This window comes from Pseudomonas sp. FW305-3-2-15-E-TSA4, from assembly GCF_058787295.1.
On sequence record NZ_JBYSZP010000011.1, the window covers coordinates 26,784 to 49,579 of the forward strand.

A 22,796-nucleotide genomic window follows, 5' to 3' on the forward strand; every position below is an offset into this window, starting at 1 on the left:
GACCAACGATCGATTTCCAGATACTAAAACGCCGCTCGATTGAGCGGCGCTTAAGTTTACTGCAACGAATCAGTCGCGCACGTAAATGATTTCCGGACCGTCTTCATCATCCACATCTTCTTCGTCCCAGTCATCGTCGCCGATGTCGTGGACCGACTTCACGCCGCTGCGACGCAGAGCACGCTTGTCATCCAGCGCCTGCAACTGTGCACGGGCTTCGTCTTCGATGCGCTGATCGAGATCGGCAAGCTCTTCCTTGTACACCGGGTCGTTAGCCAGGCGATCGGCACGATCTTCCAGATAACGCATGATGTCGCGCGTCAGGCGCTCGGTGCCTTCTTTGGCGATGGCCGAGATCACGTAGACCGGACCCTCCCACTGCAGGCGATCAACGATTTCCTTGACGCGCTCTTCGTGCTCTTCCTCGAGAATCTGGTCGCACTTGTTCAGCACCAGCCAGCGATCACGCTCGGCCAGCGACGGACTGAATTTGACCAGCTCGTTGACGATCACTTCAGCCGCGTCCGGTGCGCTGGTGTCATCCAGCGGCGCCATGTCGACAAGGTGCAGCAACAGACGCGTACGCGCCAAATGCTTGAGGAAGCGAATGCCAAGTCCGGCACCGTCGGACGCACCTTCGATCAGCCCCGGAATGTCGGCGATGACGAAGCTTTTCCAGCGATCAACGCTGACCACACCCAGGTTCGGCACCAGCGTGGTGAACGGGTAGTCGGCGACTTTCGGCTTGGCCGCCGACACCGAACGGATAAAGGTACTTTTACCGGCGTTCGGCAAGCCCAGCAGACCAACGTCAGCCAGCACTTTCATTTCCAGTTTCAGGTCACGCTGCTCACCCGGCTTACCCGGAGTGGTCTGGCGCGGCGCACGGTTGGTACTGGATTTGAAACGGGTATTGCCCAGACCGTGCCAACCGCCCTGCACCACCATCAGCTTCTGGCCGGCCTTGGTCAGGTCGCCAATTACTTCCTGGGTGGCCGAGTCGATCACGGTGGTACCGACCGGCACGCGCAGGATCAGGTCTTCACCCTTCTTGCCGGTGCAATCGGTGCTGCCGCCGTTGGAGCCACGCTCGGCATCGAAGTGCCGGGTGTAACGGTAGTCGACCAGGGTGTTGAGGTTTTCGTCGGCCATCATGTAGATGGAACCGCCGTCACCGCCATCACCGCCGTTCGGGCCGCCGTTTTCAATGAATTTTTCCCGACGGAAACTCATGCAGCCATTGCCGCCGTCGCCAGCTTTTACGCGGATCGATACTTCGTCTACAAACTTCATAACTCAACGCCTCTCGCCATACGGACGAGCCGAAAAACAATCAAGACATAAGACTCTTGCAAAAATGAGCGCAGCGACCCCAAAACACGACCTGCATCGCACGCCGACAGCCCATACAAACAGTTTTGCAAGAGACTCACCCCACAAACGAAAAAGCCCCGTCGCAAGACAGGGCTCTTCCAGCGATCTCGCGATTAAGCCGCGACAACGCTCACGTAACGACGACCGAAGGCGCCTTTTACTTCAAACTTGATCACGCCTTCGATTTTCGCGAAGAGGGTGTGATCCTTACCCATGCCAACGCCGTAGCCAGCGTGGAATTGGGTGCCGCGCTGACGCACGATGATGTTGCCGGCCTTGATGACCTGGCCGCCATACATCTTCACGCCAAGGCGTTTGGCTTCTGAGTCGCGACCGTTACGGGTACTACCACCAGCTTTTTTGTGTGCCATGAGTTCAATTCTCCTAGTGAGGAATTAGGCTGTAATTAAGCCTGAATACCGGTGATTTTGATCTCGGTGAACCACTGGCGGTGGCCCATACGCTTCATGTGGTGCTTACGGCGACGGAACTTGATGATGCGGACTTTATCGTGACGACCTTGGGAGATCACTTCAGCCTTGACGGTTGCGCCAGCAACAACAGGTGCGCCGATGTTCACGTCGTCGCCATTGGCGACCAGCAGAACGCGGTCAAAAGTCACGGATTCGCCAGTAGCGACTTCCAGTTTTTCGATCTTCAGGTATTCACCTTCAGCGACCTTGTATTGCTTACCGCCGGTAACGATTACTGCGTACATGGTATTTCTCCGATAATCCTGCTCACCCAGCTCTTTATAAGAAGAGGTATTGGCTGGCATGGCTGCATGGGGCTGGAACGGCCCAAGTGCAATTGCGTAAGGCAGGTGCTGCCCAGGAAGTTCAGGGTGCGCGATTGTACGCAAGCCGCGAGAGTCACGCAAGTGGCCGTCCATCGCGCCTTGACAGGCCCCGGTGTGGGTCCTAGCATGCCGCGCAACCCTTCTGGAGCAACTGTCGCTGATGCAACCCCAAGCTTTCTACCGCGCGGTGGCGGACGATTTTAACGCCGTCGACGGCATCATCAAGAAGCAGCTGACTTCCCGAGTGCCGCTGGTATCGAAAATCGGCGATTACATCACCTCGGCTGGCGGCAAACGCCTGCGTCCTTTATTGGTGCTGCTGTGCGGCAAGGCCCTGGGTCGCGAAGGCGACGACATGCGCCTGCTGGCCGCCACCATCGAATTCCTGCACACCGCGACCCTGCTGCATGACGACGTGGTCGACATGTCCGGCATGCGCCGTGGCCGCTCGACCGCCAACGCCATGTGGGGCAACGCCCCGAGCGTGCTGGTCGGCGACTTCCTGTACTCGCGCTCGTTCGAAATGATGGTCGAGCTGGGCTCGATGCCGGTGATGAAGATCCTGTCCCAGGCCACGCGCATCATCGCCGAAGGCGAAGTGTTGCAACTGTCCAAGGTACGCGACGCCAGCACCACCGAAGAAACCTACATGGAAGTCATCCGCGGCAAGACCGCGATGCTTTTCGAAGCCTCGACCCACAGCGCCGCCGCACTGGCCGGTGCCACCGCCGAGCAGAGCGAAGCCCTGCGCACCTTCGGTGATCACCTCGGCGTGGCGTTCCAGCTGGTCGATGACCTGCTGGACTACAAGGGTGATGCCGAGACTCTGGGCAAGAACGTCGGTGACGATCTGGCCGAAGGCAAGCCGACCCTGCCGCTGATCTACACCATGCGCGAAGGTACGCCGGAGCAAGCTGCTCTGGTACGTCAGGCGATCCAGAAAGGCGGGATCGAAGACCTCGAAAGCATCCGCATCGCCGTGGAAGCCTCGGGTTCGCTGGAGTACACCGCGCAACTGGCCCGCGACTACGTGGCCCGTGCGATCAAGTGCCTCGACGCGCTGCCGGCCAGCGAATACCGCGATGCACTGGTGGAATTGAGCGAATTTGCGGTCGCCCGCACGCACTGATCTGCCTTCTGTGGGAGCGGGCTTGCTCGCGAAAGCAACCTGTCATTCAACATTAATGTTCAATGACACACCGCATTCGCGAGCAAGCCCGCTCCCACAGTTGTTTCTGCGATATGCCCTCCTGCGCGTAAAACCCTATACAATGTGCGACTTTTAGCGATCCCCTATCAAGGAGCCTTAGTGAGCACGTTGCCACCCTGCCCGAAATGCAATTCCGAATACACCTACGAAGACGGTGCCCAACTGATCTGCCCTGAGTGCGCCCACGAGTGGTCGGCCAGCGGCGAAGCTGAAGTGGCATCCGATGATGCCGTGAAGAAAGATTCGGTCGGCAACGTGCTTCAGGACGGCGACACCATTACCGTGATCAAGGACCTGAAGGTCAAGGGCACCTCGCTGGTGGTCAAGGTCGGTACCAAGGTCAAGAACATCCGCCTGTGCGACGGCGACCACGACATCGACTGCAAGATCGATGGCATCGGCCCGATGAAGCTCAAGTCCGAGTTCGTCAGAAAGGTCTGATCCTGCTGTCAGCCATCCCGCGCCCGACGCGGGATGGTGCTCCGCCCTCCCCGCTTTCCCCTCCCGCATTCCCGCGTAATAGCCAGACGCCAGCCGTTTTGACCTTACGCAATCTTTACCCGGAAAAAATCGCATTCCGCCAATAGGCACTTGCTATTTGACGAATAAGAATTATTCTCATTGAAACCTTTCAAGGAGATGAGAACCATGACTTATTTGATCGACGCCTGGCTGGATCGCCCACACCCGTACCTCAGGATCCTGCATCGGGAAACCGGCGAAGTCTGTGCGGTACTGGAAGAAGAAGCCCTGCATGAGCTGCAGGATCAGGGTGATCTGGACGTCAGCAGCCTGAATTCCAGCGAACCGCTGGTGCTCAAGGAGCTGGTGCGCAATCTGTTCCTGTTCTGCTATGCCCGGGCCTTGCGCCCGACCAATGAGCTGCATCACAAGATCGAAATATGAGTAGCGCGGAAAAAACTGTGGGAGCCAGCCTGCTGGCGAAAGCGCTGTGTCAGGCAACGGATGATTGCCTGAAAGGACGCCTTCGCGAGCAAGCCCGCTCCCACATTATTGACCTGTCACCGGGACAGGCCAGGCATTACAGAACGTCCAGCAGCTCGACGTCGAATACCAGAACGCTGTGCGGCGGGATGCTGCCGACGCCTTGAGCGCCGTAAGCCAGTTCGCTCGGCACGTACAGGCGCCATTTGCTGCCGGCGTTCATCAGTTGCAGAGCTTCGGTCCAGCCAGCAATCACGCCGCCAACCGGGAATTCTGCTGGCTGGCCACGATCGTAGGAGCTGTCGAACACAGTGCCGTCGATCAGCATGCCGTGGTAGTGAGTACGCACGGTGTCTTCACGGGACGGCTTGGCGCCTTCGCCCTGGGTCAGCACTTCGAATTGCAGACCGGAAGCCAGAGTAGTGATGCCTTCTTTCTTGGCGTTTTCAGCCAGGAAAGCACGGCCTTCACCGGCAGCCGCTTCAGCTTTGGCGGCGGCTTCGGCTTGCATGATCTCGCGGATAACCTTGAAGCTGGCGGACATGGCTTCCTGATCGACACGGCTTGGCTTGCCGGCGAATGCGTCGGTCAGACCGGCCAGGATGGCGTCCAGGCTGACACCCGGTGGCGGGTTGTCGCGCAGCTGGTCACCCAGCTGACGGCCAATACCGTAGCTGACGCGGGTTTCGTCGGTGGACAGATTTACTTCGGACATGACACTGCTCCGCTGTGCGGACGGCCATCAGACTTGCCGTGCGTGCACAGCGCGTCCCGGCGCGCCCGGAACCAAAAGGGCGAGCAGACTAGCACAGATGCCCGGCGATGGGGCGCAACGCCTACAGGGCCGAGCGCCAGGCCAGCGGCACTTTCAGGCTTTCCTCGTCACTGACGCCCAGGCCGCACATTTCGTCGTGCACCGAGGTGTGTACGAGGTTGAACGGCAGCACCGGAAAGTTATGCAAAAGATCCCGTGCATGCTCCACCGAACGCAGCTGCAGCATCTCGCCCTTGAGATCACTCAGCGGATACGCCGCCCCGTGCATCCGCGCTTCGAGCAGATAAATCCCGCCCTCCATGGAGATCAGGTTCAGCTCATCGACCTTTCTGGCGATGGCAAACGCATTCAACTCTTGCAGGTTCATGAACGCACCTCGTGCGATGGCGAGCCAGGACCCTTACAGGGATATGCCCGCGCGCACCAAAGCACAAGCCACAAACGACACCGCCCGTCTGTTTCGCAACAGACGGGCGGTGTTTTTGCAGCGATCAGCCAATGATCAGTGCTTGGTGAGCTTGTCCAGATAACCCATCGCGAACGCCGAAATCACGAAGGTCATGTGGATGATCACGTACCACATCAGGTGCTCGGGATCGACGTTCTTGGCATCCATGAAGATCCGCAGCAGGTGGATCGAGGAAATCGCCACGATCGACGCCGCCACTTTCATCTTCAGCGACGAGGAGTCCATGGTGCCCAGCCAGCTGAGCTTCTCTTTGCCTTCGTCGATGTTCAGCTCGGACACGAAGTTCTCGTAGCCGGAAATCATCACCATCACCAACAAGCCGCCCACCAGCGCCATGTCAATCAGCGACAGCAGCACCAGAATCAGATCCGATTCGGCCATGGAAAACACGTTGGGAATGACATGAAACACTTCCTGGAAGAATTTCAATGCCAGCGCCAGCAGCCCGAGGGACAGCCCGATATAGATCGGCGCCAGCAGCCAGCGCGTGGCGTACATTGCATTTTCGATAAAGCGTTCCATTGACTCTCACACAATAAGGATTGAAATCGGCGGCGAGTATACCAGCCGCCCGTGACCGCCAGAAACCGCCCGGCTCGCACCTCCCATCACCGCAACCTGCGTGTGTGTGTGAATTTTTTTCTGCTACTGTCCAAACCATTGACCGCCTAGCGAAAGTGGACAGGACGACTGGAAATGCATGTGCGATTACCGTTGACGACTGCCGGAGTTTGCCTCGTTCTGCTGCTGGGTGGCTGCTCACCCGGCGATGAGAAAAAGCCCTCGGTCAGCCTCGACGCGAAGACGGCAACCTTCGAACACTCACTGGACGCCATTACCGACCCGAAACTCAAGGACGCCGTGACCGAACTCGGTGGTTCGCTGCTGCTGCTCGAACGCGCGCAGCTCAAGCTCGACAGCACCCCGCTGAAAACCGTCTACGGCGAAGACACCCTCGGCATCCTCAAGCACTACCCTTCGCCGCAGGCGCTGGTCGATACCTTTATCAACGGCCTGTTCGTGCTGCACAAGGACGCCAGCTCCGATTACCTTACCGACCTGCAACCGGTATTCCCGTTCAACCTGAACATTCCCGGCGGCTTTCTATTCCCGCACGGCGTGGAATGGCAGTCGGTGACCCTGAGCAACAAGCGCGTGATCGCCTATCAGCCGGAGTGGTCGGAAACCGATCCCGGCATTCAGTTGAGCCCGTCCAGCTCCAACGTCAACAACCCCGATGACCTGACCGTGACCTACCCGTTCATCGAAGGGCTGAACGTGGACAACAAGAGCCAGCCACAACCGGTGAGCCTGCAAGGCAAAGTCGAAGTCATCGCGCCGCGCCGCCTGTTCAGCTTCAACCTGAGCCAGAAGGACGTCGGCCAGACCCGCACCGATGACAACCTCAGCGTCACCCTGCTGAAGCTTGAAAAGAACTACGCCGAAGTCGAATTCAGCAACAGCCTGCCACTGGCCCCTGAGGTCGAGGGTGCGCAACTCAATCCAGTCATCGTTCAGGCCCGTGACACCAACGGGCAATACCTGGTGCGCGCCGGCTCAATCAATGAGAGCCCGGCACAAGTCGCTTTCTACGAGAAACAACTGGCGCATCTGCAACAGCAGAAAACCTGGAGCGAGGCGTTGGAAAAACAGCTCGAGGACGAACAGCAGACCTTCGAGCAGCAGCATCCGCGCCGCTACAACAAGGTCTACTTCAACGGCCCCATCGACACCCTCGAAGTCAGCGTGCTGGATTTCTCATCGGCAACCGTGACCCGCAAAACACTGGATCTGCCAGTGCGCACTTTCAGCCAGCACACCACCGAAAAAGCCATCCAACCGCTGGACCCGGCGGTGGTCGTCTATGACGATCTGGCGCCGAACTGGCTCAAAGGCGCGAGCCTCACCGAGGAAGCGTTGAAGGCTGGTATCCGCATCCATCAGTCCGTGGAAGATCCGAGCGCTGCACGCATCGAGTTCTCTCACCGGCGAACCTTCAACGATGAATTGCTCGGTGATGATTTCAGCCCCGGCGAGAGTCCCGTGACGTTCTTCACCGAGAAACGCAGCGGCAAACTCGATGAGCCGATCGAACTGCCACCCGAGGCGTATCAGGTCGATCCGCTGCAAGCGACCATTACTTACGATTTGAACCTGTTCCCGGAAACCCCGGCGATTGCCGTGGGGTCTATGCCGCTGTTTCTCGCCAGCGTGGAGAAAAAAGCCTACGACGCCAAATCCCTGCCCAAAGGCCTGGAGATCAAGAACAACACGTTGGTGGTGGACCTGAAACTATTTCCGGCCAACGCTTGGCGATTCTTCGTCAAGGACGACAGCGGCAACTACCTGAAACAGATTCTCTCGGTCAGTCATGACGCGAGTGCGGATGGCCCGGCGCTGTTCGGCGTGCATTACTTCTATGGTCGTCCAACGCACGTGGAGACCTATCAGCGGACCGAGCTCAATACCGTGCAATACGGCTTTGAGGTCAAACTCGACAAGGCGCAGCAGTCCGACTCCGCGCCATGATTGCGCCTAGTGGTCGAACACGCCGACCGTACGCCCACGCCCGCCATTGATCTGGCGCAACTGTGCCTGCAGGTGCAGGCTCCAGATCTGCGGATCGTCGGCCAGCTCGTAGCCGTGCATCGTCAGGCTTTCCACAATAGTGTCGAGAATCGACTCGGCGGCGACCGGCCCGTGAAACGGGCCCTGGGCCTTGATGGCGGAGGGTTGTTCGCCGGCCATGCCGGCAGCGAAGAGCAAGGTCCACATGCCGTTATCGCCGGCCAGCGGTTTGATGGCGCATTCGATGCGGGTCACAAGACCCAGGCATTGACGGGTGAGGCAGAGGTTGCGCGACATGGCGGCGACCCTCGGTAAAGCCTGTATTCAGCCTTCACGCGAAGGCTGTTTCGATCCAGTGATACTGTCGATGTCCTTGAGCAGAGAATAGAAGAAAAGTCCGTCGCGCAAGCCGGATAGAACCAGAAGGCGCCGAATGGTCATTGTGTGAATTCTGACGTCAGAGTAGTGGCACTTTTCCCGAAGATCAGCGCAAAAATCAATCTGGAAAAACAACTGTGGGAGGGGGCTTGCTCCCTCCCACAGTTTTTACCGCGTTTGTGGTCAGGCTGGTTTGGCTTCGGCTAGTGCCTCCTGCGCCAGTTCCTTTTCCGCCTCTTTCAGATCGTCTTCACTGATCATCTCGGCAATCACCCGCAGACGCTCGACCACGCGCGCATTGACGCTGCCTTCAGGGAACTGACCGTCAGCATCCGGCTCACCGGCCGGCTCGCCGACCAACAGGCTCAGCGCTTCGTCAGCCTGACGCACGGCATACACGTGGAACTGCCCGGCGCGCACCGCCGCCAGCACCTTCTCGTCGAGCATCAGCGTGGCGACGTTGGCCTGCGGAATGATCGCGCCCTGCTCGCCGGTCAGCCCGCGTGCTTCGCAGAGACGGAAGAAGCCTTCGATCTTCTCGTTGACCCCGCCGACCGCCTGCACTTCGCCGAACTGGTTGATCGAACCGGTGATCGCAAAGCACTGCTTGAGCGGAGTTTTCGACAGCGCCGAAATCAGCGTGCAAGCCTCGCCCAGCGACGCACTGTCGCCATCGACGTAGCCGTAGGATTGCTCCAGCGCGATGCTCGCGGAAATCGCCAGCGGGAATTCCTGGGCGTAACGGCTACCCAAATACCCGGTGAGGATCATCACGCCCTTGGAGTGGATCGGCTGACCGAGGTTGACCTCGCGCTCGATGTCGACGATACCGCTGCCGCCCGGGTACACCGTGGCGGAAATCCGCGCCGGCACACCGAACGCCGAATCACCCACTTCGAGCACAGTCAGCCCGTTGCACTTGCCGACCGCCGCGCCGTCGGTGTCGATCAGGATGATCCCGGCGAGCATGTCGTCGAGAATCCGCGCCGAGACCCGACCGGTGCGAGTGGCCTTGGCTTTCAGCGCACGCTCGATGTGCCCGGCATCGGTCATTTCATCGCCGGCCAGATGACGGATGAAGTCCGCCTCGCTGACCAGTTGGAACAGATCGCCGATCCGCGCCGACAAACGCCCCTGATGCTCGGCCAGCCGTGCACTGTAGGTCGCCAGACGCGCCACCGCATCGGCGGTCAGCGGCGCCATGCCTTCTTCCGAAGTGCGGGTTTTCAGCAACTGGGCAAATTGCTCCAGGCTTTCGTCGACCATCGGGATGTCTTCGTCGAAGTCGACCAGCACGCGGAACATCTCCTGGAAGTCCGGATCCAGGTCCTGCAGCGTGTAATACAACTGTCGCGCGCCGATGATGATGACTTTGACCTGCAACGGAATGTGTTGCGGGTTGAGGGTCACCGTGGCGAAACGGCCCATCTCGCCCAGCGGCGATTCCATTTTCAGCTTGCGCGATTGCAGGGCGCGTTTCAGCGCGTCCCACACGAACGGCTCGCTGAGCATTTTTTCCGCTTCAAGAATCAAAAAACCGCCATTGGCCCGATGCAAAGCACCTGGACGCAACTGCCGGTAAGTGGTGTAAAGCGCGCCCTGATCGGTGGTGTACTCGATGCGCCCGAACAGGTTTTCGTAAGTCGGGTGCGGCTCGAACACTACCGGCGCCCCGCCGCTGGCCGGATGACCGACCACCAGGCTCGGCGCGTATTGCTCTTCCAGCAGCTTGCGCGCCACGGCGTCGGTCTTGCTGTCGTCGACCAGTTGCTCGACCACGGTTTTCAGCAAGTACACCTGCATCGCTTGCAGGTAACCGCAGACCGCAGCGTTCTCCGCGTACTTCTCGGACAACGGCGAGAGCAACGGCTGCAAGGCCAGGGTGATGGTTTCCTCGTTGAGCTGACGCAGTTGATTGTTCGACTCACGCTTCCACTGCGGCAGGCTGGCGAGTTCTTCGTTCAGACGCTCTTCGAGGCCGGAGATGTCTTCGTGAAACCGTTCGCGCTCGGCTTCCGGCAATTGGGCGAATTCCGCTTCATCCAGCGCCTTGCCTTCAAGCATCGGCGTGAAGGCGATATTGCTGCTGTCGCGGTACAGGGCGACGTCCTTCTCCAGCGCCAGCCGCTCGATGATATCGAGGGCCTTGTCGTAGCGCTGGTTGAAGGCGCGGTCGATGGCGCTTTTCTTCTGCTGGTAGGACGGGTGTTCGAACACGGCCGGAAAGGTTGCCAGCAGGTTATCGATCAGGCCGTTGATGTCACCGATGAACGAAGCCGCAGTGCCAGAAGGCAATTCCAGCGCGCGGGGCTCGCGCGGCTCATCGAAATTATTGACGTAGACCCAGTCCGCCGGGGTCTGCAGGCGCTTGCCTTCGGCCTTCAGGTAGCGTTTGACGAACGAAAAGCGGCCAGTGCCGGGCTCGCCCATGACAAAGACGTTGTAACCGGGGCGTGGCATCGCCACACCGAACTGCAAGGCTTCGACCGCACGTTCCTGGCCGAGCACACCGCGAAAGGGCTCCAGATCATTGGTGGTAGTGAAGCTGAACTGTTCAGCGGAAAACGGACGAGTCAGCGCTTCGGGCGCTATACGCAGGCTGGCAGCAACAGGATCAGGCATCGGGCTTCCTTAACAATCAGGCGGGGCGGATAGCGGCATTCTGGCGCTGCCCGTGCCCCACTGGCAAGGCGCGCCACACGACAAAGCATAGACAACCGGGTGACCCTGCCCCGCCCCCCGGCAAATCGGGGTTATCGCCAAATCTTTTGTAAAAACTCACGGAACCCCTGGAACGTGCCTAAACTCCAAACTGCGCGGCTGGAACGAATACTGGCCCACTGGCACCTTCAGGTGTCAGAACCCTGTCCATTGGTATGCACACAAAGAGAACAAAGCTATGAAACGGATTCTTCTCGGTACTCTCTTCACCGCTGTATCCATCAACGCCATGGCGCAAGCCCCGGGTGGCCCGGATTGCGGTTGGGGCAACATGCTGTTCGAAGGTCAGCGTGGCACCCCGGCACACTTCCTGGCATCCACCACTAACGGCACCTCCGGTAACGCTACGTTCGGTATGACTTCCGGCACCAACGGTTGCTCGACCAACGCGTCGCTGACCTACGGCGGTAAATCCTGGTTCGCCATGAATGGCATGATGAACGAGCTGTCCGAAGACATGGCCAAGGGCAACGGCGAAGCGCTGACGACCTACGCCGTGGTACTGGGCGTGGCGCCGGAAGACCGTGCGCACTTCGCTGCTGTCACTCACGAGCACTTCCAGCAGATCTTCAGCAAGGCTGACGTGACCGCAGAAGACGTGCATACCAACACCCTGGCCGTGCTGAAGTCGGACCCACGTCTGGCCAAGTACGCAACTCAGGCTTAAGCTCGACCCCACCCGCTTCTTTCGGGAAGCGGGTTTTGTTTTGAGTGCAATCACTCGAATGTGACGCTGAACCTGTGGTGAGGGGATTTATCCCCGATCGGCTGCGTAGCAGTCGTAAAACCATTCAATTGGGTGTATCTGATACACCGAGTTTTGCAGGTATGAGGGCCGCTTCGCAGCCCATCGGGGATAAATCCCCTCGCCACAGGGAGTGATCGCAGCCCGATCCGGTTTTTTTCTTTCGACTTAAGTTGCCACTTATGCTCAAACGCCTTGCCTGGCTGGCGCTCTGTGTCTGCGCCCCGCTGTCCGCCGCGCCTCACATCGACCCTCAACGTTTGCAGCAACTGGCCAACGACCGCTTCTGGATTTCCCTCGGTCATTACGAAACCGCCAAGCTTGGCGGCTGGCGCAGCTACGTCAGCGACAGGAAATTCTTTCTTGCGCCCGATGGCAACGAACACCCCGACCATGAGCTGGCCGCCACCGTGCAGGCGCTGTACGCCCCGGCCAGTCTCGGCGAGCAGCATGCGCAATGCGTCTACCCGGCGCGTACCCGCTGGCTGAAAGCCCAGCTCAACCTGACCGATCTGCCCGCCCCCGATTGCGCCGAATTCAAGAAGTGGTTCAAGGACGTCTCGCCGCACAGCGCGGTGATGATCTTCCCGGCGGCCTACCTCAACAGCCCGTCGTCGATGTTCGGCCACACCCTGCTGCGCATCGACCAGGCTGACGTGCAGGCCGACAAGACCTCACTGCTGAGTTACGCGATCAATTTCGGCGCCTACATCGAAGGCTCGGACAACAGCATTCTCTACGCCTGGAAAGGCTTGATGGGCGGCTACCCGGGGCTTTTTGCGCTGGTGCCGTATCAGGAAAAACTCTCCGAGTACCGCAGCCTGGAAAACCGCGACCTGTGGGAGTACCGGTTGAACCTGACGCAAGCAGAAACCGCGCGCATGGTCGAGCATGTGTGGGAGCTGAAGCAGATCCAGTTCGACTATTTCTTCTTCGACGAAAACTGCTCCTATCGCCTGCTCGAACTGCTGCAAGTGGCACGTCCAAGCCTGCGCCTGACCGAGCAATTCCCGCTGACCGCTATCCCTACCGATACGGTCAAAGCGGTGAAAGAGGCCGGGCTGGTGGAAAGCATCGAATATCGTCCGTCCCGCGAGCGTGAACTGCTCAGCCGCGCCGAGCCGTTGAATAAGGAAGAACAGCAATGGGTGCTGAAGGTCAGCGCCGATCAACAGGTGTTGCAGGAGCCGACCTTCAAGGCCCTGCCCCGGGATCGTCAGGCGCTGATCATCGATGCCGCCTATCGTCTGGAGCGTTACCGCGCCAACGGGCAGGAACGTGATGCGCAACGTGCACAGCGCAGCTTCGAACTGCTGCGGGCGATCAACAAGAACCCGGCGCCGGAGTTGCAGATTCCACAACCGGGCCTGCCGGAAGACGGCCATGAATCACGCACCTGGCAGGCCGGCATCGGCACCCGCGGTGATCGTGCATTCGGCGAGTACGGCTTGCGCATGGCCTATCACGATCTCAATGACAACGCCGAGAGCTTCCCCCTCGGCGCGCAGATCGAAATTCTACAGATGAAGCTGCGCCAGTATGAAGGCAACCAGTGGCAGTTCCAGCAACTGGACCTGGCGACCATCCGCTCGCTGACCCCGCGCAATGAACTGCTGCAGCCTCTGTCGTGGCAAGTCACCGGTGGCCTTGAGCGAGTGCCGGGCAAGCATGATGACGAGACGCTGGTCAGCCACGTCAACGGTGGTGGTGGCGGTACCTGGGAGTTAGGTGATGACGTATTGGGTTTTGCCCTCGGCACCGTGCGCGTTGAACACAACAATGACTTCGCCGAGTTCGTCTCCCCGGCCGGCGGTTTCAATACCGGCGTGTTGTGGAAAAACCCGTTGGGCAATCTCAGCCTGGAAGCCAAGGGCGATTACTTCTTCAATGGTGAAGTGCGCCGTAGCTTGAGCCTGAATCAGCAATGGGAGCTGTCGCGCAACCTCGGTTTGCGCCTGAGTGCGCAGCGTGACTTCAGTCATGTGGCGACACCGGAAACCGAAGTGATGCTTGAGGTGAAGTGGTACCACTACTGATCTGAAGCCTAATCAATACCCCCTGTGGGAGCGGGCTTGCTCGCGAAGGCGTCGTGTCAGGCGATTCAAATCTCGACTGACCCACCGCTTTCGCGAGCAAGCCCGCTCCCACAGGGATCTCCAGTGTTCAACGAATTACTTACATGTCTTTCACCAACGCCCGACGAATCCGCTTCTAGACTTTCCCTATCAGCCGAGAATCGGCGCGGGAGAGTGCGATGTGGCGGTGTGCGGGATTGCTGGGTGTTTTGCTGTTGCTCGGGGGTTGCCAGACCACCCACGAAGACTTGATCGCCAAAGGTTATCCACCGGCCTTCGCCGACGGTTTTGACGATGGCTGCGTCAGTGGCCGGCAAGCCGCCGGTTCGATCAGTGGCGAGTTTCGCAAGAACGTGCCGCGCTATCTCAAGGACAAGCAATACGCCGAAGGCTGGACCGACGGCTTCCGCCAGTGCCAGGCAATGCTGGAAAACAAGGATCGCGAAGAGTATCGCAACGAGCACTGGGACGAACGCGAGCGCGCCTGGCAGCAGCAGAAAGATCAGGACGCCGGGCGGGCTTATCGCTCGCAATAGGTCGCTTCCAGACATCCAGTGAAACCAAATGCCGGCGACCATGGCCCAAACTCTTTGCAGAGGAGGACAGCATGAGCCGCGCTTTCGTCAACGAAGATAACGCCGCTGCGCAAGCCGATCAGCCCGTCGAACGGCAGGTCAGTGCGCAGCCCAATTACGTCACCCCCCAAGGATTGGTGCAGTTGCAGGCCAAAGTCGCCGAACTGCAAGCCCTGCACGCCGAGCAATCGGCCAAGGGCGAACAGGCCGACAAGCAGCGCCAGGCCGATCTCGAAAGAGATTTGCGCTACTTCAACCAACGCCTCGCCAGCGCACAGGTCGCGGCCCCGGCGATCTCGACCGATAAAGTGCAGATCGGCAGCTGGGTGACCTACGCCGACGAACACAACACCGAAAGTCGGGTGCAACTGGTCGGCGAAGATCAGGCCGACGCCAGCCAGGGCCTGATCAACTGGGCTTCGCCGCTGGGCCGGGCGCTGCTCGGCGCCCGGCTCAATGACGAAGTGCTGTGGCAGCGCCCCGCTGGCGATCAGCTGATTGAAGTGATTCGCATCGAATCGGCTTAAACCACACCCTGCGCGAGCATCGCATCGACGACTTTGACGAAGCCGGCGATGTTCGCGCCTTTGACGTAGTTGATCCGTCCGTTCTCTTCGCCGTAATGCACGCAGGCGTGGTGGATCGACTGCATGATCGCGTGCAGCTTGCTGTCCACCTCACCCGCCGTCCACAGCAGGCGCATGGCGTTCTGCGACATCTCCAGACCGCTGACCGCGACCCCGCCGGCGTTCGACGCCTTGCCCGGGGCGAACAGAATGCCGGCCTCGACGAAGATATCCACAGCCGCAAGCGTGGTCGGCATGTTCGCGCCCTCGGCCACGCATACGCAGCCGTTGCGCAGCAGCGTACGTGCGGCGTCTGCATCGAGTTCGTTCTGCGTGGCACACGGCAGCGCGATGTCGCACGACAGCGACCAGGGCAACTGACCGGCGCGGAACTCCAGACCGAACGCCGTGGCCAGTTCGCTGATGCGTCCGCGTTTGACGTTTTTCAGCTCCAGCAGCGCCTGCCACTGTTCTTCGCTCAAGCCCGATTCGCAGTACAGCGTGCCTTCGGAGTCGGACAGCGAAATCACCTTGCCGCCCAGGTCCATGACCTTGCGCGCCGCGTACTGCGCGACGTTGCCGGAACCGGAGATCGCCACGCGCTTGCCTTCGACGGTCTGCCCGCGGCGCTTGAGCATCTCCTCGGCGAAGTACACGCAACCGAAACCGGTGGCTTCCGGGCGAATCAGGCTGCCGCCATAGGTCATGCCTTTACCGGTCAACACGCTGGTGAACTGGTTGCTCAGGCGTTTGTACTGGCCAAACAGGAAACCGATCTCCCGCGCCCCGACACCGATATCGCCGGCCGGCACGTCAACGTCCGCGCCGATGTGGCGGTACAGCTCGCTCATGAACGCCTGGCAGAAACGCATGACTTCGGCGTCGCTCTTGCCCTTCGGATCGAAGTCCGAACCGCCCTTGCCGCCGCCCATGGGCAATGAGGTCAGGGAGTTCTTGAAAGTCTGTTCGAAGGCGAGAAACTTCAGCACGCCCATGTTCACCGAAGGATGGAAGCGCAAGCCGCCCTTGTACGGGCCGATCGCGCTGTTCATCTGAATGCGGAACCCGCGATTGACCTGGACCTTGCCCTGATCGTCGACCCACGACACGCGGAACACCACTGCGCGCTCCGGCTCGCAGATGCGCTCCAGAATGCCTGAGGTCAGGTAACGCGGATTGGCTTCGAGAAACGGCCACAGACTGCGCAGGACCTCTTCGACGGCCTGGTGGAATTCGGGTTGATCCGGGTCGCGTTTTTTCAGGCGGGCGAGGAAGGATTCGACGGATTCGATCATGGGAAAAGTCTCGGCAAATTTATTGTCGTTGGAAGCGATTGAGCCGGACTGTAACAAACGATTTGCGCACAGGAACAGCGCAAAATGTCGCAGTTATGAAATTAAATGGTGCACAGGATATAAATCAGAGGGCTTTTTGGACTGATATTGCACCTGAATGGGGAGTTCAAATTGAAGTGATGCACCAGCAGTTACACCGCTATCGCGAGCAGGCTCACTCCTACAGGGGACCGTATTTCAATTGTAGGAGTGAGCCTGCTCGCGATGGCCACGACTCGGTATCACTGAAAAAAACTCAAAAAAAACGGAGCCCGAAGGCTCCGCTTTTTCATCCAACCAACCCGAATCAGGCCAGTTTTTTGTGGCGTACCCGGTGTGGCTGGGCCGCCGCTTCGCCAAGACGCTTTTTGCGGTCGGCTTCGTACTCGGTGTAGTTACCTTCGAAGAACACCGCTTGCGAGTCGTCTTCGTACGCCAGGATGTGGGTCGCGACGCGGTCCAGGAACCAGCGATCGTGAGAGATCACAATGGCGGCGCCCGGGAAGTCCAGCAGGGCTTCTTCCAGCGAACGCAGGGTTTCAACGTCGAGGTCGTTGGACGGTTCGTCGAGCAGCAGGACGTTGCCGCCCTCCTTCAGGGTCAGCGCCAGGTGCAGACGACCGCGCTCACCACCGGACAGGTCCTTGACGAACTTCTGCTGGTCGCCGCCCTTGAAGTTGAAGCGACCGACATAAGTGCGCGATGGGATCTCGTAGTTGCCGATGCGGATCTGATCGGAACCGTCGGAGATCTGCTGGAACACGGTCTTGCTGCCGTCGAGGTCTTCGCGGCTCTGGTCAACGCAGGCCAGTTGCACGGTTTCGCCGACTTCGATGGTGCCGGAATCCGGAGTTTCCTTGCCCATCAGCATGCGGAACAGGGTCGACTTACCGGCACCGTTACCACCGATCACGCCGACAATGGCGCCCTTCGGCATGGAGAACGACAGGTTGTCGATCAGCACGCGATCGCCGTAGCCCTTGGTGACGTTCTTGAATTCGATGACCTTGTCGCCCAGACGCGGACCGGCCGGGATGTAGATCTCGTTGGTTTCCGAACGCTTCTGGAATTCCTGCGACTGCATTTCTTCGAAGCGTTGCAGACGAGCCTTGGATTTCGACTGACGGGCTTTCGCGCCTTTGCGCACCCACTCCAGTTCTTCCTTCATGGCTTTTTCGTGAGCCGACTGCTGCTTGGATTCGGCCGCCAGACGATCGGACTTGGCTTCGAGCCAACCCGAGTAGTTGCCTTCGTAAGGAATGCCCGCGCCGCGGTCGAGTTCGAGAATCCAGCCAGCAACGTTATCCAGGAAGTAACGGTCGTGCGTGATCGCGACCACGGTGCCCGGGAAGTCGTGCAGGAAGTGCTCCAGCCACGCCACGGAGTCAGCGTCCAGGTGGTTGGTCGGTTCGTCGAGCAGCAGCATGTCCGGAGCGGACAGCAGCAGACGGCACAGGGCCACACGACGTTTTTCACCACCAGACAGGTGTTCGACCTTGGCGTCCCAGGCCGGCAGACGCAGGGCGTCAGCGGCGACTTCCAGTTGACGCTCCAGGTTGTGACCATCGCTGGCCTGCAGGATCGCTTCGAGCTTGGCCTGTTCGGCAGCCAGCTTGTCGAAGTCGGCATCCGGGTCAGCGTAAGCGGCGTAGACCTCGTCCAGACGCGCTTGCGCATCCTTGATCACGCTGACGGCTTCCTCGACCACTTCACGCACGGTCTTGGTCGGATCAAGTTGTGGCTCTTGCGGCAGATAACCGATGTTCAGATCCGGCATCGGACGGGCTTCGCCCTCGAACTCGGTGTCGACGCCGGCCATGATTTTCAGCAACGTGGATTTACCCGAACCGTTGAGGCCGAGTACGCCGATCTTGGCGCCGGGGAAGAACGACAGCGAAATGTTTTTCAGGATTTCCCGCTTCGGCGGAACAACTTTGCCCAGCCGATGCATGGTGAAGACGTATTGAGCCATGGAGAACCTTGGGTCAGTGACAGATGAATGATTGGAGCGCAGGCGATGCCCGGCCAGACCGATGCGCGTCGTTCACTTGATGGTCATCAATGCGTGCGCGCGGAAAAAAGTCTGATTCTAGGAGCTGGAACGCTCCCGCGTAACCGGCAAAGCTACCTGAATGACCGGTGGCAGTCCAGCCGAGTGGGGCTGGCACTTCGCCACAACTCAAGGCATGCTAGCCGCCCTTCGGGCGTCCGGCTTATAGTGCACGTCGCGCCAGTCCAGCCAAACCGCAGGATTTCAGCTTGTCCAACGTTACCCCGCCAGCTTCTGTGAGCGCGTCCAATCCGGGGACCGGCTCGCCCCTGCGCGGAACATTGAAGGGGGCATTGGCGACGCTGGTACTTTTGCTGCTGGCCCTGCTGTTCTGGCAACTGCTCGATCAATTGCGCGAGACCCAGAAAAACCAGCGCCAGTACACCATCGACTACACCGCCGACCTCGCCTCGCAGGTCAGCCTGAACATGTCGCTGAATGCGCAAATCGCCCTCAACCTGCTACCGATCGTCGAACAGCCGCAGTCGTCCGACGAACAGCAGGCGCTGCTGCGCAAGCTCCAGCAATCGCTCCCGGACCTGCGCAGTCTGGCCCTGCTCAGCCCGTCCGGGAAAATCCTCAACGACAGCGCCAGCGACAGCCACGACGCCGATTACCTCGCTGAACTGGTGCGCCGCAGCCGCGCCCAGGCACATTACTTCAGTAACGCCGACGACGGCTCGGTGGTGCATCTGTTGTTGCATCAGGCCAGCGGCAGCACGCGCGGTTATTGGGCGTTGCGCCTGACCCCGACGTTTTTCGATTCGCTGACCCAGCAGGGCGAAACCGGCATCCGTCCGTTGTGGCTGGTAGAAAACCGTCTCAACCATCAGATCATCAGCCGCGACGAAGCGCTATCCTCCGCCCGGCCCGGGGTGCTGAGCCCGGACGACATGGCCAACACCGTGCTGACCGTGCCACTGAGCAGCAGCGACTGGCAGTTGCGCGGGCTGTTCGATCGTCAGCGCGTGCTCGAAGAACTGCTGCCGGCGTTCATCGGCAAATGCCTGCTGGGTCTCGCGTTCTCGATGTTGCCGGTGATCGCGCTGCTCAACATGCGCCGCCGCCAGCGCCAGTTGCATGAAGGTCGCCGACGTTATCAGGACATCTTTGAAGGCACTGGCGTTGCGTTGTGTGTGCTCGATCTGTCCGGCCTCAAGCAGGTATTCGACAAAGCACAGATCCAGACCAGCGACCAGCTCAAGGCCTGGCTCGACCAACCGGCCCAGCGCCAGCAACTGCTGCAGGAACTGCGCGTCACCGAGGTCAATCAGGTGGCGCTGCAACTGCTCAATGTCAATTCCTGTGAGCACGCCTGGCAGTTGCTGATCGATGGCCATCCGCACAGCCAGTGTGCCATCGGCAACCAGGTGCTCGACGCGGTTCTGCAGCAGCAAAAACAGCTGGAGCTGGAAATCAGACTGCCGGACATCAACGGCCGCGATCAGCACCTGTGGATGGTCCTGCGCCTGCCCGAGGAACAGCACGACTATAAAGCGGTGATCCTCAGCATCAACGACATCACCAGCCGCAAGCTGATCGAACTGTCGCTGCTGGAGCGCGAAGGTTTCTGGTCGGACGTGGTGCGCACCGTGCCGGACCATCTGTATGTGCAGGACGTGATCAGCCAGCGGATGATTTTCAGCAACCACCACCTCGGCCAGACCCTCGGTTACAACCGCTCCGAGCTGCACCAGATGGGCGAGTACTTCTGGGAAATCCTCCTGCACCCGGAGGATGCCGACTATTACCACCGCTCGCGGCAGATGCAGCGGCACGCCGGGTACAGCCAGCTGTTGCAGTGCCAATTGCGCTTCCGCCATCGCGACGGCAAATGGCGGCGCTTCGATATTCGTGAGCAGGCGCTGGCCCGTGACAAACATGATCAGGTCACGCGGATCATCGGCGTGGCCAAGGACATCACCGAGCAGATCGAGGCCAGCGAATCGCTGCGCGACAGCGAGCAGCGCTACCGCATGCTCGCCGAAAGCATCAGCGATGTGATTTTCTCCACCGACAGCAAGCTGTCGTTGAACTACGTCAGCCCGTCGGTGCAGGCGGTGCTGGGTTACGACGCCGAGTGGATCTTCCAGAATGGCTGGCAATCGACGATCGCCAACCCGCAGCAGCTATCCGGCATCTACACCTTGATGGATCGGGTCAGCAAAGCGCTCGACAAGCCTGAGCAACTCGCGCAACTGCGAAGCCAGGTACAGACGCAGATGTTCCTGTTCGACTGCCTGCGCGCCGACGGCCGCAAGATTCCGATCGAGCTGCGGCTGGTGCTGGTGTGGGACGAACACGGCGCGTTCGAAGGCGTGCTCGGCGTCGGTCGCGACATCAGCCAGCAGCGCCGCGCCGAGAAAGACTTGCGCATGGCCGCCACCGTATTCGAGCACTCGACCTCGGCGATCCTGATCACCGACCCCGCCGGTTACATCGTGCAGGCCAACGAAGCCTTCAGCCGGGTCAGCGGTTACGCGGTGTCGGAGGTGCTCGATCAGTTGCCGAACATGCTCACCGTCGACGAGCAACAGGACGCGCACCTGCGCTACGTGCTCAAGCAATTGCATCAGCACAGCACCTGGGAAGGCGAAGTCTGGCTCAAGCGCCGTAACGGCGAGCATTACCCGGCGTGGGTCGGCATCACGGCGGTACTCGACGATGAAGGCGATCTGGCCAGTTACGTGTGCTTCTTCAGCGACATCAGCGAGCGCAAGGCCAGCGAACAACGCATCCATCGTCTCGCTTACTACGACGCCCTGACCCACCTGCCGAACCGCACGCTGTTCCAGGATCGTCTGCACACCGCGCTGCAATCGGCCGAACGGCAGAAGTCATGGGTGGTGCTGATGTTCCTCGACCTCGACCGCTTCAAACCGATCAACGACTCCCTCGGCCACGCGGCTGGCGACCGCATGTTGAAAGACATGGCCACGCGGTTGCTGGCCTGCGTCGACGATGACGACACCGTGGCGCGCATGGGCGGTGACGAGTTCACCTTGCTCCTGCAACACCGCTCCAGCCGCGAAATGGCGCTGAACCGAGCGATTCATGTGGCCGAGCAGATTCTCGCCAGCCTGGTGCGTCCATTTGTGCTGGAAGGTCGCGAGTTCTTCGTCACCGCCAGTATCGGCATCGCCCTGAGCCCGCAGGACGGCAACGAACTCAGCCAGTTGATGAAGAACGCCGACACCGCGATGTACCACGCCAAGGAGCGCGGCAAGAACAACTTCCAGTTCTATCAGGCCGACATGAACGCCAGTGCGCTGGAACGTCTGGAGCTGGAAAGCGACCTGCGTCATGCGCTGGAGCAGAACGAATTCGTCCTGTATTACCAGCCGCAATTCAGCGGCGACGGCAAACGCCTGACTGGCGCCGAAGCGCTGCTGCGTTGGCGTCATCCGCGTCGCGGGCTGGTGCCGCCGGGGGATTTCATTCCGGTGCTGGAAGAGCTGGGTCTGGTGGTGGACGTTGGCGACTGGGTGATCAGCGAGGCCTGCCGTCAGCTCAAGACCTGGCACCAGAACCGCGTGCGCGTGCCGAAGGTCTCGGTGAACATTTCGGCGCGGCAGTTCTCCGATGGCCAGCTCGGTACGCGCATCGCCACGATCCTGCGCGAAACCGGGCTGCCACCGGCGTGTCTGGAGCTGGAGCTGACCGAAAGTATCCTGATGCGCGAAGTCAGCGAAGCAATGCAGATTCTGGCCGGGCTGAAAAACCTGGGCCTGAGCATTGCGGTCGACGACTTCGGCACCGGTTATTCGTCGCTGAACTACCTCAAGCAATTTCCGATCGACGTGCTGAAGATCGACCGTACCTTCGTCGACGGCCTGCCGTCCGGCGAGCAGGACGCGCAGATCGCTCGCGCAATCATCGCCATGGCCCACAGCCTCAATCTGGCGGTAATCGCCGAAGGCGTGGAAACCCATGAGCAACTGGACTTCCTGCGCGAGCACGGCTGCGATGAGGTTCAGGGCTATCTGTTCGGACGGCCAATGCCGGCGAGCCGGTTTGAAGCGCAGTTCAGTAACGACGCCCTCTTCATGTTCGACTGAACATCGGCGGCGCGCCCTTCGCGAGCAGGCTCGCTCCCACTGGGATTGATGTCGATCACAAAATCGCAGGCCTGCCTCGATTACTGTGGGAGCGAGCCTGCTCGCGAAGAGGCCTTCAAAGGCACCGCACATCTGGCATGAACGCCACTTGTCT

At 60.0% G+C, this 22,796-nt stretch carries 19 protein-coding genes; 9 read left to right on the top strand and 10 right to left on the bottom strand.

What is annotated here, in order from left to right; all coding sequences use genetic code 11:
* Nucleotides 1-69: 69 nt before the first annotated feature.
* The 3 genes from cgtA to rplU all read right to left on the bottom strand — a co-directional run bounded on the left by cgtA (nucleotide 70) and on the right by rplU (nucleotide 2,092).
* Nucleotides 70-1,293 carry an Obg family GTPase CgtA gene (gene cgtA, locus AC3WMV_RS16335; protein ID WP_097089258.1) on the bottom strand — a complete coding sequence of 408 codons (1,224 nt, stop codon included), beginning with the start codon at nucleotides 1,291-1,293 and terminating at the stop codon, nucleotides 70-72.
* A 194-nt stretch (nucleotides 1,294-1,487) separates the two neighbouring features.
* Complete coding sequence (rpmA, locus tag AC3WMV_RS16340) at nucleotides 1,488-1,745, bottom strand: 50S ribosomal protein L27 (protein ID WP_003228360.1); 258 nt, start codon at nucleotides 1,743-1,745, stop codon at nucleotides 1,488-1,490.
* 35 nt (nucleotides 1,746-1,780) lie between these two features.
* Nucleotides 1,781-2,092, bottom strand: coding sequence for a 50S ribosomal protein L21 (rplU, locus tag AC3WMV_RS16345; RefSeq protein ID WP_003228361.1), 312 nt, complete (start codon nucleotides 2,090-2,092; stop codon nucleotides 1,781-1,783).
* Between the two features lie 241 nt (nucleotides 2,093-2,333).
* Between rplU and AC3WMV_RS16350 the strand changes: the two genes are divergently transcribed.
* From AC3WMV_RS16350 to AC3WMV_RS16360, 3 genes are all read left to right on the top strand, one after another.
* Nucleotides 2,334-3,302 (top strand): polyprenyl synthetase family protein, encoded by a 969-nt coding sequence (locus AC3WMV_RS16350; protein ID WP_003228362.1) that lies wholly within the window; start codon nucleotides 2,334-2,336, stop codon nucleotides 3,300-3,302.
* Between the two features lie 180 nt (nucleotides 3,303-3,482).
* Entirely contained in the window at nucleotides 3,483-3,824 is a 342-nt protein-coding gene (locus AC3WMV_RS16355) for a zinc ribbon domain-containing protein YjdM (protein ID WP_025108781.1), read from the top strand.
* Nucleotides 3,825-4,031: 207 nt separating this feature from the next.
* Nucleotides 4,032-4,289, top strand: a complete 258-nt coding sequence (locus AC3WMV_RS16360) for a PA4570 family protein (protein ID WP_003228365.1) — start codon at nucleotides 4,032-4,034, stop codon at nucleotides 4,287-4,289.
* A 136-nt stretch (nucleotides 4,290-4,425) separates the two neighbouring features.
* Here AC3WMV_RS16360 and bamJ read toward each other — a convergent pair whose 3' ends face one another.
* From bamJ to AC3WMV_RS16375, 3 genes are all read right to left on the bottom strand, one after another.
* On the bottom strand, nucleotides 4,426-5,043 hold the full coding sequence (gene bamJ, locus AC3WMV_RS16365) for a BamJ family beta-barrel-assembly machinery protein (protein WP_003228367.1): 618 nt from the start codon (nucleotides 5,041-5,043) through the stop codon (nucleotides 4,426-4,428).
* A 121-nt stretch (nucleotides 5,044-5,164) separates the two neighbouring features.
* Nucleotides 5,165-5,470, bottom strand: coding sequence for a DUF6482 family protein (locus AC3WMV_RS16370; protein ID WP_096795239.1), 306 nt, complete (start codon nucleotides 5,468-5,470; stop codon nucleotides 5,165-5,167).
* Nucleotides 5,471-5,605: 135 nt separating this feature from the next.
* Nucleotides 5,606-6,094, bottom strand: coding sequence for a TIGR00645 family protein (locus tag AC3WMV_RS16375; protein WP_007963798.1), 489 nt, complete (start codon nucleotides 6,092-6,094; stop codon nucleotides 5,606-5,608).
* 174 nt (nucleotides 6,095-6,268) lie between these two features.
* Here AC3WMV_RS16375 and AC3WMV_RS16380 point away from each other — a divergent pair, with 174 nt between their 5' ends.
* Nucleotides 6,269-8,101 (top strand): hypothetical protein, encoded by a 1,833-nt coding sequence (locus tag AC3WMV_RS16380; RefSeq protein WP_103367286.1) that lies wholly within the window; start codon nucleotides 6,269-6,271, stop codon nucleotides 8,099-8,101.
* Nucleotides 8,102-8,107: 6 nt separating this feature from the next.
* Here the strand turns inward: AC3WMV_RS16380 and AC3WMV_RS16385 are convergent, their stop codons facing one another.
* Nucleotides 8,108-8,437 (bottom strand): PA4575 family protein, encoded by a 330-nt coding sequence (locus AC3WMV_RS16385; protein ID WP_007963794.1) that lies wholly within the window; start codon nucleotides 8,435-8,437, stop codon nucleotides 8,108-8,110.
* A gap of 264 nt (nucleotides 8,438-8,701) precedes the next feature.
* On the bottom strand, nucleotides 8,702-11,140 hold the full coding sequence (locus AC3WMV_RS16390; protein WP_027612829.1) for a Lon protease family protein: 2,439 nt from the start codon (nucleotides 11,138-11,140) through the stop codon (nucleotides 8,702-8,704).
* Between the two features lie 277 nt (nucleotides 11,141-11,417).
* Here AC3WMV_RS16390 and AC3WMV_RS16395 point away from each other — a divergent pair, with 277 nt between their 5' ends.
* The 4 genes from AC3WMV_RS16395 (at nucleotide 11,418) to AC3WMV_RS16410 (ending at nucleotide 15,161) form a co-directional block, all read left to right on the top strand.
* Nucleotides 11,418-11,906: a DUF3015 domain-containing protein gene (locus AC3WMV_RS16395; protein WP_007909797.1), complete on the top strand. Its 489-nt coding sequence runs from the start codon at nucleotides 11,418-11,420 to the stop codon at nucleotides 11,904-11,906.
* 260 nt (nucleotides 11,907-12,166) lie between these two features.
* Nucleotides 12,167-14,020, top strand: a complete 1,854-nt coding sequence (locus AC3WMV_RS16400) for an Lnb N-terminal periplasmic domain-containing protein (protein ID WP_103367285.1) — start codon at nucleotides 12,167-12,169, stop codon at nucleotides 14,018-14,020.
* 218 nt (nucleotides 14,021-14,238) lie between these two features.
* Nucleotides 14,239-14,595, top strand: coding sequence for a hypothetical protein (locus AC3WMV_RS16405; protein ID WP_007963787.1), 357 nt, complete (start codon nucleotides 14,239-14,241; stop codon nucleotides 14,593-14,595).
* 71 nt (nucleotides 14,596-14,666) lie between these two features.
* Nucleotides 14,667-15,161 (top strand): GreA/GreB family elongation factor, encoded by a 495-nt coding sequence (locus AC3WMV_RS16410; protein WP_103367283.1) that lies wholly within the window; start codon nucleotides 14,667-14,669, stop codon nucleotides 15,159-15,161.
* Here the strand turns inward: AC3WMV_RS16410 and gdhA are convergent.
* Nucleotides 15,158-16,495 carry an NADP-specific glutamate dehydrogenase gene (gdhA, locus tag AC3WMV_RS16415; protein ID WP_103370556.1) on the bottom strand — a complete coding sequence of 446 codons (1,338 nt, stop codon included), beginning with the start codon at nucleotides 16,493-16,495 and terminating at the stop codon, nucleotides 15,158-15,160. The genes AC3WMV_RS16410 and gdhA overlap by 4 nt on opposite strands.
* A gap of 346 nt (nucleotides 16,496-16,841) precedes the next feature.
* Nucleotides 16,842-18,506 (bottom strand): energy-dependent translational throttle protein EttA, encoded by a 1,665-nt coding sequence (gene ettA / locus AC3WMV_RS16420; protein ID WP_003228391.1) that lies wholly within the window; start codon nucleotides 18,504-18,506, stop codon nucleotides 16,842-16,844.
* Between the two features lie 287 nt (nucleotides 18,507-18,793).
* Between ettA and morA the strand changes: the two genes are divergently transcribed.
* Nucleotides 18,794-22,642, top strand: coding sequence for a cyclic di-GMP receptor MorA (gene morA, locus AC3WMV_RS16425; RefSeq protein WP_103367281.1), 3,849 nt, complete (start codon nucleotides 18,794-18,796; stop codon nucleotides 22,640-22,642).
* Nucleotides 22,643-22,796: the final 154 nt, after the last annotated feature.

What these genes read in the sequence shown, in the direction of transcription:
- cgtA (WP_097089258.1), bottom strand. Translation starts at nt 1,293, where the DNA reads ATGAAGTTTGTAGACGAAGTATCGATCCGCGTAAAAGCTGGCGACGGC.
- rpmA (WP_003228360.1), bottom strand. Translation starts at nt 1,745, where the DNA reads ATGGCACACAAAAAAGCTGGTGGTAGTACCCGTAACGGTCGCGACTCA.
- rplU (WP_003228361.1), bottom strand. Translation starts at nt 2,092, where the DNA reads ATGTACGCAGTAATCGTTACCGGCGGTAAGCAATACAAGGTCGCTGAA.
- AC3WMV_RS16350 (WP_003228362.1), top strand. Translation starts at nt 2,334, where the DNA reads ATGCAACCCCAAGCTTTCTACCGCGCGGTGGCGGACGATTTTAACGCC.
- AC3WMV_RS16360 (WP_003228365.1), top strand. Translation starts at nt 4,032, where the DNA reads ATGACTTATTTGATCGACGCCTGGCTGGATCGCCCACACCCGTACCTC.
- bamJ (WP_003228367.1), bottom strand. Translation starts at nt 5,043, where the DNA reads ATGTCCGAAGTAAATCTGTCCACCGACGAAACCCGCGTCAGCTACGGT.
- AC3WMV_RS16370 (WP_096795239.1), bottom strand. Translation starts at nt 5,470, where the DNA reads ATGAACCTGCAAGAGTTGAATGCGTTTGCCATCGCCAGAAAGGTCGAT.
- AC3WMV_RS16375 (WP_007963798.1), bottom strand. Translation starts at nt 6,094, where the DNA reads ATGGAACGCTTTATCGAAAATGCAATGTACGCCACGCGCTGGCTGCTG.
- AC3WMV_RS16380 (WP_103367286.1), top strand. Translation starts at nt 6,269, where the DNA reads ATGCATGTGCGATTACCGTTGACGACTGCCGGAGTTTGCCTCGTTCTG.
- AC3WMV_RS16385 (WP_007963794.1), bottom strand. Translation starts at nt 8,437, where the DNA reads ATGTCGCGCAACCTCTGCCTCACCCGTCAATGCCTGGGTCTTGTGACC.
- AC3WMV_RS16390 (WP_027612829.1), bottom strand. Translation starts at nt 11,140, where the DNA reads ATGCCTGATCCTGTTGCTGCCAGCCTGCGTATAGCGCCCGAAGCGCTG.
- AC3WMV_RS16395 (WP_007909797.1), top strand. Translation starts at nt 11,418, where the DNA reads ATGAAACGGATTCTTCTCGGTACTCTCTTCACCGCTGTATCCATCAAC.
- AC3WMV_RS16400 (WP_103367285.1), top strand. Translation starts at nt 12,167, where the DNA reads ATGCTCAAACGCCTTGCCTGGCTGGCGCTCTGTGTCTGCGCCCCGCTG.
- AC3WMV_RS16405 (WP_007963787.1), top strand. Translation starts at nt 14,239, where the DNA reads ATGTGGCGGTGTGCGGGATTGCTGGGTGTTTTGCTGTTGCTCGGGGGT.
- AC3WMV_RS16410 (WP_103367283.1), top strand. Translation starts at nt 14,667, where the DNA reads ATGAGCCGCGCTTTCGTCAACGAAGATAACGCCGCTGCGCAAGCCGAT.
- gdhA (WP_103370556.1), bottom strand. Translation starts at nt 16,495, where the DNA reads ATGATCGAATCCGTCGAATCCTTCCTCGCCCGCCTGAAAAAACGCGAC.
- ettA (WP_003228391.1), bottom strand. Translation starts at nt 18,506, where the DNA reads ATGGCTCAATACGTCTTCACCATGCATCGGCTGGGCAAAGTTGTTCCG.